General features: G+C 66.7%; 13 protein-coding genes. 6 read left to right on the top strand and 7 right to left on the bottom strand.

All coding sequences use genetic code 11. The annotated features are described in order from the left end of the window. Positions 1 to 17: 17 nt before the first annotated feature. Positions 18 to 950, bottom strand: a complete 933-nt coding sequence (locus tag AC1DQK_RS05145) for an MBL fold metallo-hydrolase (protein WP_477868088.1) — start codon at positions 948 to 950, stop codon at positions 18 to 20. Between the two features lie 183 nt (positions 951 to 1,133). Between AC1DQK_RS05145 and AC1DQK_RS05140 the strand changes: the two genes are divergently transcribed. The 5 genes from AC1DQK_RS05140 to AC1DQK_RS05120 all read left to right on the top strand — a co-directional run bounded on the left by AC1DQK_RS05140 (position 1,134) and on the right by AC1DQK_RS05120 (position 9,719). Beyond that, entirely contained in the window at positions 1,134 to 1,568 is a 435-nt protein-coding gene (locus tag AC1DQK_RS05140) for a DUF6628 family protein (protein WP_477868086.1), read from the top strand. Between the two features lie 84 nt (positions 1,569 to 1,652). Continuing rightward, positions 1,653 to 4,337, top strand: a complete 2,685-nt coding sequence (acnA, locus tag AC1DQK_RS05135; RefSeq protein ID WP_477868085.1) for an aconitate hydratase AcnA — start codon at positions 1,653 to 1,655, stop codon at positions 4,335 to 4,337. A 157-nt stretch (positions 4,338 to 4,494) separates the two neighbouring features. Then, entirely contained in the window at positions 4,495 to 6,030 is a 1,536-nt protein-coding gene (locus tag AC1DQK_RS05130; protein ID WP_477868083.1) for an NAD(P)/FAD-dependent oxidoreductase, read from the top strand. Positions 6,031 to 6,268: 238 nt separating this feature from the next. Further along, complete coding sequence (locus tag AC1DQK_RS05125; RefSeq protein ID WP_477868081.1) at positions 6,269 to 8,059, top strand: hypothetical protein; 1,791 nt, start codon at positions 6,269 to 6,271, stop codon at positions 8,057 to 8,059. 43 nt (positions 8,060 to 8,102) lie between these two features. After that, positions 8,103 to 9,719: a hypothetical protein gene (locus tag AC1DQK_RS05120; RefSeq protein WP_477868079.1), complete on the top strand. Its 1,617-nt coding sequence runs from the start codon at positions 8,103 to 8,105 to the stop codon at positions 9,717 to 9,719. Here the strand turns inward: AC1DQK_RS05120 and AC1DQK_RS05115 are convergent. From AC1DQK_RS05115 to AC1DQK_RS05105, 3 genes are read right to left on the bottom strand one after another with little or no spacing between them, the layout of a single operon-like run. Further along, complete coding sequence (locus tag AC1DQK_RS05115) at positions 9,647 to 10,378, bottom strand: class I SAM-dependent methyltransferase (RefSeq protein ID WP_477868077.1); 732 nt, start codon at positions 10,376 to 10,378, stop codon at positions 9,647 to 9,649. The two genes, AC1DQK_RS05120 and AC1DQK_RS05115, sit on opposite strands and share 73 nt — an antisense overlap. Further along, positions 10,378 to 11,370, bottom strand: coding sequence for a glycosyltransferase family 2 protein (locus AC1DQK_RS05110; protein WP_477868075.1), 993 nt, complete (start codon positions 11,368 to 11,370; stop codon positions 10,378 to 10,380). The genes AC1DQK_RS05115 and AC1DQK_RS05110 overlap by 1 nt, the downstream gene beginning before the upstream one ends. Next, entirely contained in the window at positions 11,367 to 11,783 is a 417-nt protein-coding gene (locus tag AC1DQK_RS05105) for a GtrA family protein (RefSeq protein ID WP_477868073.1), read from the bottom strand. Before AC1DQK_RS05105 ends, AC1DQK_RS05110 begins: the two co-directional genes overlap by 4 nt. A 311-nt stretch (positions 11,784 to 12,094) precedes the next feature. On the opposite strand from AC1DQK_RS05105, the gene AC1DQK_RS05100 reads away from it, so the two are divergent. Continuing rightward, positions 12,095 to 13,912: an AcrB/AcrD/AcrF family protein gene (locus AC1DQK_RS05100; RefSeq protein ID WP_477868071.1), complete on the top strand. Its 1,818-nt coding sequence runs from the start codon at positions 12,095 to 12,097 to the stop codon at positions 13,910 to 13,912. Positions 13,913 to 13,960: 48 nt separating this feature from the next. On the opposite strand, the gene AC1DQK_RS05095 is transcribed toward AC1DQK_RS05100, so the two are convergent. The 3 genes from AC1DQK_RS05095 to AC1DQK_RS05085 are packed head-to-tail and all read right to left on the bottom strand — an operon-like array spanning position 13,961 to position 15,799. Continuing rightward, entirely contained in the window at positions 13,961 to 14,602 is a 642-nt protein-coding gene (locus AC1DQK_RS05095) for a MarC family protein (protein WP_477868069.1), read from the bottom strand. A 25-nt stretch (positions 14,603 to 14,627) separates the two neighbouring features. Beyond that, complete coding sequence (gene folD / locus AC1DQK_RS05090) at positions 14,628 to 15,521, bottom strand: bifunctional methylenetetrahydrofolate dehydrogenase/methenyltetrahydrofolate cyclohydrolase FolD (protein ID WP_477868067.1); 894 nt, start codon at positions 15,519 to 15,521, stop codon at positions 14,628 to 14,630. Then, a complete protein-coding gene (locus tag AC1DQK_RS05085) occupies positions 15,518 to 15,799 on the bottom strand; it encodes a DUF167 family protein (RefSeq protein ID WP_477869232.1) in 282 nt (93 codons plus the stop codon). The genes folD and AC1DQK_RS05085 overlap by 4 nt, the downstream gene beginning before the upstream one ends. Positions 15,800 to 15,803 lie beyond the last annotated feature (4 nt).

Below are 15,803 nucleotides of genomic sequence, written 5' to 3'. Positions count from 1 at the left end.
AGGGAAAGAGCACATCATCAGATTTCCAGCCGGAAAACCGTCCCGTCGCGGATGATCCGTCCCGCGGTCGCCCCCGGCCAATGCGTACCGATCATCAGCACGTCGCGCTCCGCCGCGTCGGCGAACATCGCCTGGCGGGTGCGGATCGCCTGTTCGGCATCATGATCGATCGGCATGCCCCATTCGAGATATGCAAGCTGGCTCGGATGGTGGGCCATGTCGCCGGTGATCAGCGCCTCCTTGCCGCCGGAGCGGATGCGGATGCTGACATGCCCCGCCGAATGGCCGATCGTCGGCACCAGGCTGACCTCGTCGCAGACCTGATGGATCCCCTCGACAAGATCGACCAGACCCGCATCGATCACCGGCCGGATCGAATCCGCGAAGGTCTGGCGCTGGACCAGCGCCCAGTCATTGCCGGTGTACACGCCCTCGTCGCGTTCCCAATAATCATATTCGGTGCGATTGATCAGATAGCGGGCTTTGGGAAAGGTCGGCGTCCAGCACCCGTCGACGAGCATCGTGTTCCACCCGACATGGTCGAAATGGAGGTGGGTACACAGCACCACGTCGAAACTCTCGCGCGCAAAGCCGGCGGCTTCCAGATTGGCGAGGAACGGGGTCTGGAGATGCTCCATCCCCGGCGACGCTCGTTCCTTGTCGTTGCCGACGCAGGTATCGACCATGATCCGCCGGGTCGGCGTCTCGACGATGAGCGCATGGATGCTCATCAGCGCCAGCCCCTCGGGACTGCGGAAATCGGCTTGGAGCCAGGGGATCGCCCGGAAGGCCTCGCTGGTCGCATTGGCGAAGATATCCTCGATCGCCGCGCTCATCGCGAATTCGACCAGCTTGCTGACCTTCACCTCGCCGATCTGCCAGCTCTGCAGCGCGGTCGCGCGCTCGAGCACGGCGGCGCCAGACGGGGCTTCGAACGATATCTCCGCCATATCCTCTCCTCAGCCGTCTTGATCGCCGATCATCGACTCGCAGCCTGCCAGCCTTATCGGCGGAGATCGAGCAGTTGGCAAAGAGCCGATCGCCGCCGGCTCCTTTGACCGCCGCCCTTCTTTATTGCGATTGACTTGCAATAGCATAAATGATCTGTTCTCGGTATTCGAAAGGAGAGCATCATGTCCGAGCACGCCGAGTCCACCGCCCGCCTTCTGCCCCACAGCACTCCCGATGGCAGCGGTGCACGACTGTTCCTCAGCAGCGTGCGCCGGATGGGAGTCGGGGGGCTCGGCGACGCCCAGGCCGCCAGCGCGCTGATCGGCGCTTTCGGCTTGTCCTTCCGCCGTCCGCTGGTGCTGATGCGCGCGCTGATGGCCGAGATGGCGCGTGCTTCGCAGCGATCGATCATGATCGCGCCCTCGTGCTGCTGCCGCATGACGATCGCCGAATCGATGCTGCTCGGCGCGGTGGCGAGGTCGTCGGAGCGGCCGCGCCAGTCGCATGACATGCTGTGCCACCTGTGCGGCATGGAAAGCGCCATCGGCGTGCTGTCGAGCGCGCAGGCGGTGGCGCAGGCTTTCGCCGATCTGGGCCGGCCGATCGAAGCAGGATAATCGCGGCTTCGGCCCCTTTCGTTTGGCCATCGCGCTCGCTATAGCCCCGTGGATTCTCGCAATTGCAGCACAGGGGCTACAGCAATGACGGCCGTCGGTCAGGACACTCTCAAAACCCGCTCTACCCTCAACGTCGACGGCAAGCATTACGCCTATTATTCGCTCGCCAAGGCGGCGGGCCAGCTCGGCGATATCTCGCGCCTGCCCTTCTCGATGAAGGTGCTGCTCGAAAACCTGCTGCGGTTCGAGGACGGCGTCACCGTGACCGTCGAGGACGTCAAGGCGATCATCGACTGGCAGAAGGAGCGCAAGTCCGACCGCGAGATCCAGTATCGCCCGGCGCGCGTGCTGATGCAGGATTTCACCGGCGTGCCCTGCGTGGTCGATCTGGCCGCGATGCGCGACGCGATGAACAAGCTCGGCGGAGACGCCCAGAAGATCAATCCGCTGGTGCCGGTCCATCTCGTCATCGACCATTCGGTGATGGTCGACAGCTTCGGCACGCCGAAGGCGTTCGACGAAAATGTCGCGCTCGAATATGCCCGTAACGGCGAGCGTTATGAATTCCTCCGCTGGGGTTCGAAGGCGCTCAACAACTTCAAGGTGGTCCCTCCCGGCACCGGCATCTGCCACCAGGTCAATCTCGAGAATCTCGCCCAGGCGGTGTGGAGCTCGGCCGACGGCTCGGGCACCCCGGTCGCCTATCCCGACACCTGCGTCGGCACCGACAGCCATACCACGATGATCAACGGCCTCGGCGTGCTCGGCTGGGGCGTCGGCGGCATCGAGGCCGAAGCTGCGATGCTCGGCCAGCCGGTGTCGATGCTGATCCCCGAAGTGGTCGGGTTCAAGCTGTCGGGCACCCTGACCGAGGGTATCACCGCCACGGACCTGGTGCTGACCGTCACCCAGATGCTCCGCGCCAAGGGCGTGGTCGGCCGGTTCGTCGAATTCTACGGCCCGGGCCTCGACTCGCTGTCGCTCGCCGACCGCGCGACGATCGCCAACATGGCGCCGGAATATGGCGCCACCTGCGGCTTCTTCCCGATCGATGACGCGACGCTCGTCTATATGCGCCTCACCGGCCGCCCGGCGGAGACGATCGAGCTGACCGAAGCCTATGCCAAGGAGCAGGGCTTCTGGCGCGACGCGACCGCCCCCGATCCGGTGTTCACCGACAATCTCGAGCTCGACATGTCGACCGTGCTGCCGTCAATGGCCGGCCCCAAGCGCCCGCAGGACCGCGTCCTGCTCAGCTCGGTCGACGAGGGTTTCAACAATGAGCTCGCCTCGGGCTACAAGAAGGGCGACGAAGGCGACAAGCGCGTCGCCGTCGAGGGCGAAGACTTCCAGATCGGCCATGGCGATGTCGTGATCGCCGCGATCACCAGCTGCACCAACACCTCGAACCCGTCGGTGCTCGTCGCCGCCGGCCTGGTTGCGCGCAAGGCGAACGCCTTCGGGCTGAAGGCCAAGCCCTGGGTCAAGACCAGCCTTGCTCCCGGATCGCAGGTGGTCACCGACTATCTCGACCGCGTCGGCCTGCAGAAGGATCTCGACGCGGTCGGTTTCAACCTCGTCGGCTATGGCTGCACGACCTGCATCGGCAATTCCGGCCCGCTCGCCGAGCCGATCTCGAAGGCGATCAACTCGAACGACCTGGTCGCCTCGGCGGTGCTCTCGGGCAACCGCAACTTCGAAGGGCGCGTTTCACCCGACGTGCGCGCCAATTATCTGGCATCGCCGCCGCTGGTGGTCGCCTATTCGATCTTCGGCACCACTGCCAAGGACATTACCGTCGAACCGATCGGCGAGTCGACCGACGGCAAGCCGGTCTATCTGAAGGACATCTGGCCGACGACCGCGGAGGTGGCGAACACCGTCGCGGCGGCGATCGACTCGGAGATGTTCTCGAAGCGCTACGCCGATGTGTTCCTGGGCGACAAGAACTGGCAGGCGATCGACGTCGAGGGTTCGGACACCTACACATGGCGCGCCGGATCGACCTATGTCGCCAACCCGCCCTATTTCGAGGGCATGTCGATGACGCCGGCACCGGTGCAGGACATCATCGAGGCGCGTCCGCTGGCGATCTTCGCCGACTCGATCACCACCGACCACATCAGCCCGGCGGGCTCGATCAAGGCCGACAGCCCGGCGGGACGCTTCCTGACCGAGCATCAGGTGTCGAAGGCGGATTTCAACAGCTATGGCGCGCGCCGCGGCCATCATGACGTGATGATGCGCGGCACCTTCGCCAATATCCGCATCAAGAACCAGATGATCCCCGGCATCGAAGGCGGCATGACCAAGCACATCCCGACCGGGGAAGTGATGGCGATCTACGACGCCGCGATGAAGTACAAGGCGGAGGGTACCCCGCTGGTGGTGGTCGCCGGCAAGGAATATGGCACCGGATCGTCGCGCGACTGGGCGGCGAAGGGCACCAACCTGCTCGGCGTCCGCGCGGTCATCACCGAGAGCTTCGAGCGCATCCACCGCTCGAACCTCGTGGGCATGGGCGTGCTGCCGCTGCAGTTCGCCGAGGGCATCGATCGCACGACGCTCAAGCTCGACGGCACCGAGACCTTCACCATCGAGAATGTCGCCGGCCTGCGCCCGCGCCAGACCGTATCGGTGAAGCTCACTCGCGCCGACGGCTCGACCGAGACGTTCGAGACGCTCTGCCGGATCGATACCGTCAACGAACTCGAATATTTCCTCAACGGCGGCATCCTCCACTACGTGCTGCGCAAGCTGGCCGCGTAAGGGACGCCGTTTTGAAGACAGGGCCGGTCCGCTGCGAGGCGGGCCGGCCTTTTTCTTGCCGGAGGCCCTCACCTCCGCGGGAGAACGGAGGCCCGTTAACCATGTTCTAACGCGTTCCCGCCATTGTCCGCCGAGCTCCGGACGATGAGGGAAGTACATGCCGCGTGCCACCAATCACGCCGATGTGGCGATCATCGGCGCAGGACCGGCCGGGCTCACCGCCGGCTATATGCTCGGCAAGGCAGGGTTCAGCGTCACCCTGGTCGAGAAGGATCCGGTGCAGGTCGGCGGCATCAGCCGGACGGTCGAGCACCAGGGCTTCCGGTTCGACATCGGCGGCCATCGCTTCTTCTCCAAGTCGCGCGAGGTGGTCGATCTCTGGAACGAACTGCTGCCCGACGACTTCATCGAGCGGCCGCGGATGAGCCGGATCTATTATGGCGGCAAATATTACAGCTATCCGCTGCGGGCGTTCGAAGCGCTGCGCAATCTCGGCCTGTGGCAGTCGAGCCTGTGCATGGCATCCTTCTTTCGCTGGAAACTCTTCCCCCACAAGGAAGTGAAGAGCTTCGAGCAATGGGTGGTCAACCAGTTCGGAGCGCGCTTGTTCGGCATCTTCTTCAAGACCTACACCGAGAAGGTGTGGGGCATGCCGTGCGACGAGATGTCGGCCGACTGGGCGGCCCAGCGCATCAAGGGTCTCAGCCTGGGCAAGGCGGTGCTCGACGGGATGCGGCGTTCGCTGGGGCTCAACAAGCGGCCCAATGACGGCATGCAGACAAAGACGCTGCTGGAAAGCTTTCGCTATCCGCGCAAGGGCCCTGGCATGATGTGGGACGCCGCGCGCGACCGCATCCTCGAACAGGGCAACCGCCTGCTGATGGGGCACCAGCTCCATCAGCTGTCCTGGGATGCGACGGCCGGCTATTGGCGGGTTGCGGCGATGGGGCAGGACGGCCGGCTGGCGATGCTCACCGCCGATCATGTCATCAGCTCGGCGCCGATGCGCGAGCTGGCGGCGCGGGTCCATCCGGTGCCCGCGAGCCTGCCCAGCGCCATGGCGCTCGGCTATCGCGATTTCCTCACCGTCGCGCTGATGATCCGTTCCGACGATCTCTTTCCCGACAACTGGATCTATATCCACGACGACAAGGTCCAGGTCGGCCGCATCCAGAATTTTCGCAGCTGGTCGCCCGAGATGGTGCCGGACGAGAACCTCGCCTGCGTCGGGCTCGAATATTTCTGCTTCGAGGGGGACGGGTTGTGGACCTCCTCCGACGCCGACCTGATCGCGCTGGCGACGCGCGAGCTGGCGCAGCTCGGGCTCTGCAATGCCGGCCAGGTGGTGGGCGGCGCGGTCGTGCGGCAGGAGAAGGCCTATCCGGTCTATGACGATGGCTATGCCGACAATGTCGCGGCCGTGCGCGCCGAACTGGAGGCGCGCTATCCCACGCTGCACTTCGTCGGCCGCAACGGCATGCACCGCTACAACAACCAGGACCATGCGATGATGACGGCGATGCTCACCGCCCGCAACATCATCGCCGGAACACGGCGGCACGATGTCTGGGCGGTCAACGAGGACGCCGAATATCACGAGGCAGGCGCCGAGGGCGACGATGCCGGCGTGGCGGCGGCGCTGCGATCGGAGCGGCTGGTGCCGGAGCGGATCGCAAGCAAGCGCGCAGCGTGAGGCGATATGCCTTTTCGTCTCTCCGTTTGTAGGCCTACGCCCTTCACACCTTTTCCTTTTTTCGTCATCCCAGCGAAAGCTGGGATCTCTCTTGGCACTTTTCTCAACAGGGTAGAGCAGAGAGATTCCAGCTTTCGCTGGAATGACGGCATTGGGTAAGTTCCTGCGCACGAATGATCTCTTCGTGCGAGCGGCGAACTGTGAATCCAACAGCCTTGCAGGGAGGGGTATAAAGCAAGTGACCGCCGCGCGGCTGCGTCTCTCCGTGTTCGCGGTCTGGCTGCTCGCCAGCGCGATCCTGCTCGTCATCGCGCGGCACCATATCGCCGCTCTGAGCATGTGGGATCCCGACGATTATCTCCGCCTCCAGCAGGTCCGCGACCTGCTCGGGGGGCAGAGCTTTTTCGACGTCTCGCAATATCGCATCGATCCGCCGCACGGGGTGCCCATGCACTGGTCGCGGATCGTCGATCTGCCGATCGCGGCGCTGATCCTGGCGCTCAGGCCGATGCTGGGCGCCATGCTGGCGGAGCGCGTCGCGATAAGCGCCGTGCCCCTGCTGATCTTCGGTGGTTCGCTGGCGGCGCTGGCATTGATCGGATCACGGCTCGCCGACCGGCGCACCGCGCTGATCGCGGTGATGCTGGCGGCGGCGGCGCCACTGATGCTGTTCCATATCATGCCGCTGCGGATCGACCATCATGGCTGGCAGACCATGCTTGGCCTGTTCACCATCGCCGCCTGCTTCGATCCGCGGCCACGGCGCGGCGGGATGGTCGCGGGCGCGACGGCGGCGCTGTGGCTGGCGATCTCGCTCGAGGCGCTGCCGATGGTGGCGGCGATCGCAGCGCTGCTGGCGCTGCGGTTCGGCGCAGATGCTCACCCCAATCGTCAGTCCGGCGGAGGCCGGAGTGACGAGGGGAAGCGATTGCAGGCCTTCGCCGGCGCGTTCGCGCTTTCGGGCATGGCGCTGTTCGTCCTGTTCCACGGCCCAGCCGCCTATGCGCGCAATTATTGCGATGCCGTCAGCCCGGCCTGGTTCGGGCCGATGGTGCTGACGCCCGCGCTCGCGGCGCTGCTCGTGTCGCTGGCCTCGCGCTACGGCATGGCACTGCGCATCGCCAGCATCGCCGCCGCCGGTGCCGCGGGCGTGGCCCTGCTGGCCGCAACCGCGCCAGCCTGCCTCCACGGGCCGTTCGCGGCGCTCGATCCGGTGGTGCGCTTCTATTGGTACGACAATGTTCTCGAAGGATTACCGGTCTGGAAGCAGCCCTTCGACAATCGCCTGCTGCTGGTCGGCTTTCCGCCGATCGGCCTGCTCGGCACCCTGCTGGCCTGGCGCTCCGCCGCAACCGCGCGCGCCGCGCGGGACTGGCTGATGATGCTCGCGCTGCTGCTCGCGGCCTTCGCGTTGTCGCTGCTCGTCCAGCGCGCCGGAGGATTCGCGCAGGGCTGTGCGCTGCCGGGCGGCGCCTTCCTGCTGGCGCGGCTGCTCGCCGCTGTCGGGCGCTGGCGCCATGGACTGCTGCGGGTCATCGTGTCGGCCGGCGCGATACTGGCGCTGTCGCCGGTCGGCGCGGTGCTGATCGGCACTGTCGCGCTCTCGGCCGGCGAGCAGGGCAACAGCGGCGCATCGGAGCCGCCTGTGTGCCCGGCGCCCTGTGCGCCCTTCGCTGCGCTCGCCCGGCTGCCGCGCGCCACCATGCTGACCGGAATCGATCTGACCCCGCGGCTGCTGGTGATGACGCCGCACAGCTTCGCCGGCAGCGGCCACCATCGCAATCCGCAGGCGATCCGGCGGGTGATCGATGCCTTCACCGGCCCGCCGGAGGCTGCGCGCAGGATGATGGCGCGTCACGGCATAGACTATGTGCTGATCGATCCGGACGGCAACGAGGCGATGATCTACAGCAGGGCCGCGCCGCGAGGACTGATGGCCGATCTGCTGCAGGCGCGGACGCCGGCGTGGCTCGAGCCGGTGGCCGTGAAAGGCAGCACGCTCAGACTGTGGAAGCGGATGCCGGGCTGACACCTCTTGCGGTGTCCCCTCGCTCCCCATAAGGGCGGGTCCGATGTTCCGGTCCACACCGCCTGTAACGCCGCCGTCCGGCTGGTGGACGCGTAGCTGGTATATCGCCTTTCTCGCGCTGATATCGATCATCCCGCTGATCCAGCCGCAGGTGCCGCCGCTGATCGACCTGATGGGCCATATGGGGCGGTACCGGGTCGAGATCGCCGATCCCTCCTCGCCGCTGCTCACCCGCTATTTCAGCTTCCACTGGGCGTTGATGGGCAATCTCGGCGTCGACCTGCTGGTCGTGCCGATGGCCAAGATCTTCGGGCTCGAACTGGGCGTGAAGCTGATCGTGATGATGGTGCCGCCGCTCACCATCACCGGCCTGCTGCTGGTCGCGCGCGAGGTGCATGGCCGCTTGCCCGCGACGGCCGGGCTGGTCGCGCCGTTCGCCTATTGCTGGCCGTTCCAGTGGGGCTTCATCAACTATGTGCTGGCGATGGCGCTGACGCTCAACGCGTTCGCGCTGTGGCTCTATCTGGCTCGGATCGGGCGGCTGCGACTGCGCGCGGCGCTGTTCGTGCCGATCGCCGCGCTGATCTGGCTGAGCCACGGCTTCGCCTGGGGCGTGCTTGGCCTGCTCGCCTTCGCCGCCGAGATCGTGCGGATGCGCGACGTCGAGGGCCGCGGCTATGGCGAATCGCTGTGGCGCGGGGCGCTGCACTGCCTGCCGCTCGCGCCGCCGCTGCTGCTGATGGTGGCGTGGCGCTCGGGCAATGTCGCGGGGGAGACCGTCGACTGGTTCAACTGGATCGCCAAATATGTCTATCTGGTCTCGTCGCTGCGCAACCACTGGATGCAGTTCGATATCGCGCTGGTCAGCGCGCTGATCCTGCTCGTGCTGTTCGGCATGAGCTCGATCGGCTGGCAACAATATGGCTTCCGGATGCGCCGCACCCTGGGCGTCGCGCTGCTGGTGCTGATCATCGCCTATATCCTGATGCCGCGGATCGTGATCGGCTCGGCCTATGCCGACATGCGGCTGGCGCCCTATGTGATCGCGATCGGCGTGATCGGGGTGGTGCCGGCCTTCACCAACCGGATCGCGCTGAACACCATCGCGGCGCTGGCGCTGATCATCTTCGGCTTCCGCGTCTACCAGTCGACCGATCGCTTCATCGCCTTCTCGACCTGGCAGGAGAAGCAGCTCGCCGCGCTCGACCATGTCGAGCCGCAGAGCCGGGTGTTCGCGCTGGTCGACCTGCCCTGCCTGTCGCTGTGGGAATCGCCGCGGCTGGAGCATCTCGGCGCGATGGCGATCGTGCGGCGCGAGGCCTTCGTCAACGGCCAGTGGACGATGCCGGGCGCGCAATTGCTCAGCATCAAATATGCGCCGGCCAAGGGCTATGCCGAGGACCCGACCCAGGTGATGCGGCCGCGCCGCTGCCGCGCGCCGACCGCGCGCTCGATCGAAAGCTCGATCGCGCTGTTTCCCCGCCAGGCGTTCGATTATCTGTGGCTGATCAACACGTCCCAGGACCATTGGCCCGCCAACGATCCGACCCTCAAGATGGTCTGGAACGGCGGCGAGCGCGGCGTGCTCTACCGGATCACCGGCTCCGCGACGCTCGCCATGGACACGCCGAAGGGAATGGAGAGCGTCGCCACCCAGTGACGCTCTGCGCCGAAGATCGCCGTCAGCGCGGCGTTGACCGGTCGCGACGGCATCGCATCATCGCCGCCCTCGCGGCGCAGCAGCTTGCCCGCCAGGCGGATGCCGGCGATCAACGGAAACAGCAGGCTGTTGAAATGCGTGGTGAAACGCGGGCGCAGCCCGGCTTCGCGCAGCACCCGCGACAGGCTGGCGTCGGTATAGCGGCGCTGATGATGGTGCGCGACGTCGTGCGCGCTCCACATCCACGGGCTACCCGGCACCGTGACGATGATCCGTCCGCCCGGCGCCAGCTTGCCCTTGAGATAGGCAAGCGCCTCGACATCGCCCGGGATATGCTCGAGCACGTCGAGCAGGACGATCAGGTCATAGGCGCCATCGTCGAGCGGCACATGGGGCAAATAGCCGCCCTTGATCTTCAGGCCGCTGCGTTGCTCGGCAAAGGCGCGGGCGCCATCGTCGGGCTCGATCGCGTCGACCTCGCCAAATCGCTTGAGCAATTCGAGGTTCGAGCCGGTGCCCGCGCCCACCTCGAGGATCTTCAGCGGTCCGGCCTTCGGCCGGTGCCGCTCGATCAGCCGGCCGATGATCCGGCGGCGCGCGACGAACCACCAATGGTCGCGGTCGATCTCGGCCATGCGGTCATAGGTGGCGCGATCCATCAGGCGATCCTCTGGTCGGCAGGCTCGGGGCAGCCGATCCGCTGGCGGATGATGTAGATCGGGCGGTGCTTCGTCTCGACCAGGATGCGGCCGACATATTCGCCCAGGATGCCGAGCGACAGCAGCTGCACGCCGCCCATGAACAGGATCGCGACCATCAGCGACGGATAGCCGGCGACATCCGCGCCCAGGATCAGCGTCCTCACTCCGATGAACACCGCATAGACCAGGGCGAGCAGCGCGATCACCCCGCCCAGATAGGACCACACCCGCAGCGGCGCGGTGGAGGCCGAGGTGATCCCGTCGATCGCCAGCGTCCACAGCTTCCAGTAATTGAACTTGGTGCTGCCCACCGCACGCTCGACCCGGTCGTAATCGACCGCGGTCTGGCGAAAGCCCGACCAGGCGAACAGCCCCTTCATGAAGCGGTTGCGCTCGGGCATGCGCTTGATCACCTCGACGACCTTGCGATCGAGCAGGCGGAAGTCGCCGGCATGTTCGGGGATCTTGTCCATCGAGAGCCAGTTGTGCGCGCGATAGTAGAGATCGGCGGTCAGCCGCTTCGGCAAGCTGTCGGTGAGGCGATTGCGGCGCACGCCATAAACGACCTCATAGCCCTCGCGCCATTTGTCGATCATCGCGCCGATCACCTCGGGCGGATCCTGCATGTCGACGTCGATCGGCACGACCACTTCGCCGCGGACATTGTCCAGCCCCGCCGACAGCGCCGCCTCCTTGCCGAAATTGCGCGACAGCGACAGCGCGCCGATGCGCGGATCGGCGTCGTGCGCCGCAAGAATCGCCGCCATGGTCAGGTCGGTGCTGCCGTCGTCGACGAACACTATCTCCCAGCCCGTGGGCTGGCCGGCGGGATCGCGCAGCGCTTCGAGCACCTGGGTCATGCGTGCGACGAACGGGCCGATCGCCTCCTCCTCGTCCTTGACGGGAACGATCACCGACAGCAGCGGCGCATCGGCCGGCACGGTGCTCATTCGAACACCCATTGGCGATTCAGCCAGAAGACCAGGAGCGGAGTCACGCACAACACCAGCGGATAGGGCGCCCATAGCGGCAGGTCCAGATGCTGGACGAGCAGCCACACCCATAGGCTGTTGCAGGCGAAGCTGATCAGCGACACGATGGCGTAGCGCACGATCCGCTGCATCTGCCGGTCGCGGCTGCCATGGCCCTTGAAGCTCCATTGGCCGTGGATGACATAGCCGGTGCTGGCCGCGCCGACGAAGCCGATCGTCCAGGCGAGATTAGGATCGAGACCGCCCGCCTTCACCAGCACATGATAGATGCCGATGTTGACCAGCGACGAGAAAACGCCGGTGATCGCGTAGCGGACAAGCTGGCCCAGCAACGTCATCCGCTCGCGGGTCATGATCGGCATCTGAGGCATCGCCCGCGCTCTTCCATAAAAGCGCCGACGCCTCAAGCCACGAGGTGCCCAATCCCTCTGGTGCAAAAGGGGGACAGAGGGCACCCCCGGGGACAGGCCACCCCGGAGGAGCCTCTCGCGGACGGCCGAAATTGCCAGTCCCGTCCCGCTGTCCCCCGCGCTAGCCGGAACGGCGCCCGAGCGAGCCCGGCGGTCCCGCGCCGGTGGCGGAACCCGGCCCGGCGGGCAGTTCGATTCGGCGGCCGATCAAAAATGGTCCTGTGCCGGGTTCGAGCGTTGCCCGCAGGCGGCCGCGGCTCTAAGCGGGCGCGATGCGGGACGATGGCGGCGATTTCGAAGAACGGATGATGGCATGGATCGAACGCCGGTGGCGAACGGTCTTCTGGATGCTGTTCACCGGCACCTGCGCCTATTTCCTGTTCTACAAATGGGGCCAGATACGCTGGCTGGGCCTCGCCGACACCGACGACAATATGCGGCTCGCCGAGGTCAAGGCGTGGCTCGACGGGCAGGCCTGGTTCGACCTGCGACAGCACAAGCTGGCGCCGCCCGACGGCCTCAACATCCACTGGTCGCGGATCGTCGACCTGCCGATCGCGGCGATGCTGCTGATCTTCCGGCCTATCGTGGGCGATTATATGGCGCAGCAGATCGCCTGCGCCGTGGCGCCGATGCTGGCGCTGGGCCCGGCCTTATGGGCGATGATCCTGGCGGTGCGGCGGCTGATCCATCCGCGCGCCTATCCGATCGCCTTCGCGATCATGCTGTGCGCGCAGACCACCCTGTTCATGTGGATGCCGCTGCGCGTCGACCATCATGGCTGGCAGCTCGCCACGCTGATGTTGGTGGTGGCGGGCCTGGCCGATCCCAACGGCCGACGCGGCGGCGCGGTAGCCGGCCTGGCGACGGCGGTTTCGTTCGGCATCGGCCTCGAACTGATCCCGATGATGACGATAGCGGGCGCTTCGGTCGCGCTGCGCTGGGCCCTGGGCACGAATGGCAACCGCGCCGAGGCGGGTCGGCTGGCGGCCTATGCGATCGCCCTCGGCGGCGGCTGCGCGATCGCGTTCGGCGGCTTCGCTTCCTATGACAACCGCGCGATGGTCTGCGACGTGCTGTCGCCGGTCTATCTGGCGACGCTGCTGCTCACGAGCGCGCTGCTGCTCGGGCTGAGCTTCGTGCGCAGCGGGAGCCAGGCGCTGCGGCTGGTCCTGCTGCTCGCGGCCGGCGCGCTGATCGCCGGCTTCTTCGCGATCAGCTTCCCGCAATGCCTCGGCCGGCCAGAGCACATATCGCCCGAGCTGGCGCGGATGTGGTTCGACAATATCCGCGAGGTGAAGCCGCTCTACACCAAGCCATGGCGCGATGCGCTCGGCACCGCCTGGCTGCCGGTGATCGGCACGATCGGTGCCGTCATCGCAGCCTGGCAGGCGCGGCGCGCGCCGACCGCCGGCGCCTGGATGTCGATCGCGCTGCTCAGCCTGGTCGCGACGCTGGGACTCGCCTGGCAATCGCGCTTCGGGCCGCAGGCACAGCTGATCGGCGTGTTCGGGGCGACCTCGCTGGCGTGGCTGCTGCTGCCAAGGCTGCTTGAATCGAGCTGGTCGCTGATCCGGATCGGCGGCACGCTGTTCGTGTTCTTCGCGCTGTCGGGCCAGCTCGCGCAATTCGCGACGATGATCCCGCCGACCGCGAAGGAAGTGCGCAGCGCGAGCGCAGCGGCCAAGGCCGCCGAGAACGCCCGACGCTGCCCGACGCTGCCGGCGCTGCGCCAGCTCGATGCGCTCCCGCCCGCAACGATGCTCACCTTCATCGACATGGGACCGCGGCTGATCACGATGACCCGCCACAGCGCGATAGCCGGCCCCTATCACCGCAATGGCGACATCATCCTCGAAGTGCAGAGGGCATTCCGCTCGACATCGCCCGAGGTCGCCCATGCCGTGATGAAGCTCCACGGCGCGACGATGCTGCTGCTGTGCCCCGGCATGGCGGAGTCGACCATCTACCGGGCGCAGGCGCGCGACGGCTTCTACATGCAGATTATGGACGACAAGGTGCCGGCCTGGCTGACACCGGTGGCGCTGCCGGCCAATTCGCCATTCCGGCTGTGGCGGATGGTGAGGTAGGGCTCTCACCCCGACCCTCCCCCGCGAAAGCGGGAGAGGGAGGTTGCGTCACCCGAGGTGGAACGCCGCCGTGATCCCGTCGATCACGAATTGCGCGGCCAATGCTGCCAGCAGCACCCCCAGCACGCGGCTGATCATCGCCTCCAGCTTCGGGCCGAGCACCCGCATGATCGGGCCGGCGGCGATCAGCGCGGCCAGGGTGAGCAGCAGCACCGATGCCAGCGCGGCGATCACGACCAGGGTCTGCTGGATGCCATGGCTGCGCGACACCAGCAGCATGACCGTCGCGATCGAGCCGGGACCAGCGATCATCGGAATCGCCATCGGGAAGACCGATATGTCCTCGACCGGGCGGTGCTCCTCGGCCGCCTTGCGGCTGATCTCGTCGGCACGGCCCTCGCGGCGCTCGGTGCGCTTCTCGAACACCATTTCGAGCGCTATCAGGAACACCATGATGCCACCCGCGATGCGGAAGGCATCGAGGCTGATGCCGAGCGTGTCGAGCAGCTTCTCGCCGACCAGCGCGAACAGCAGCAGCAGGACCGACGCGATCATGGTCGAGCGCAGCGCCATCGCGCGGCGGTGAGTATCGGACGAGCCGCTGGTCAGGCCGGCGAAGATCGGCGCGCAGCCGGGCGGATCGATCACCACGAACAGCGTGACGAACGCCGAGAGGAACAGCGCCATCATGGCCGGCCGCGCCCGCTACGGCGCATCAGATCGCGTCAGCCGGCAGCGGCACTCCGGCGCGGCGGTGCGCGGCGACCAGCGTGTTGCGCAGCAGGACCGCGATCGTCATCGGCCCGACGCCGCCGGGGACCGGCGTGATCGCCCCCGCGACCTGGGCAGCTTCCACGAAGGCGACATCGCCCACCAGCTTGGTCTTGCCGGGCTCCGCGGCGGGCACGCGGTTGATTCCGACGTCGATGACCGTCGCGCCGGGCTTGATCCAGTCGCCCCTGATCATCTCGGGCCGGCCGACCGCGGCAACGACGATATCGGCGCGGCGCACGACGTCGGCGAGGTTCCGGGTGCGGCTATGCGCGACGGTCACGGTGCAGCTCTCGGCGATCAGCAGCTGCGCCATCGGCTTGCCGACGATGTTCGAGCGGCCGATCACCACGGCGTCCAGCCCCGACAGGTCGCCGAGCCGATCCTTCAGCAGCATGACGCAGCCGAGCGGCGTGCAGGGCACATAGCCGGGCAGGCCGGTCGACAGCCGGCCGACATTGATGACGTTGAAGCCGTCGACATCCTTGTCCGGATCGATCGTCGCGATCACCAGATCCTCGTCGATATGCGCCGGCAGCGGCAGCTGGACGAGGATGCCGTCGACCGTCTCGTCCTCATTGAGCCGGCGCACCAGGCCGAGCAGTTCCTCCTGGCTGGCCTCGGCCGGCAGCCGGTGCTCGAAGCTGTCCATGCCTGCCTCGATCGTCGCCTTGTGCTTCGAGCGGACATAGACCTGGCTGGCCGGATCCTCGCCCACCAGCACCACGGCGAGCCCAGGCGCGCGGCCGGCAGCGGTACGGAAGCCCGGAACCATCTCCGCGATCCGCGCGCGCAACCCGCCCGCGAACGCCTTGCCGTCGATGATGTCCGCGCTCATGCCTTGTCCTTGACGATGTGGGCGAGGGCATCGGCCAGGGCCGCGGGCTCGCCCCGGATATGCAGCCTCTTTAGCCGCGAAGTCGCGCCGCTGGCCAGCGTCACATCCCCCTTCGCGACCCGCAGCGCCTTTGCCACCAGCCGGATCAGCGCCGCATTGGCGGCGCCGTCGCTCGGCGGAGCGGTCAGCCTGACCGCCAGCCAGTCGCGGCCGTCATCGGCTGTGACGATCCCTTCTATGGCCTCGCGGCTGGCTTTGGGACTGGCGCGGACGGCGATGACG

This window comes from Rhizorhabdus sp. P4_G5, from assembly GCF_056401065.1.
This window is presented reverse-complemented; position numbering and strand designations above follow the sequence as displayed.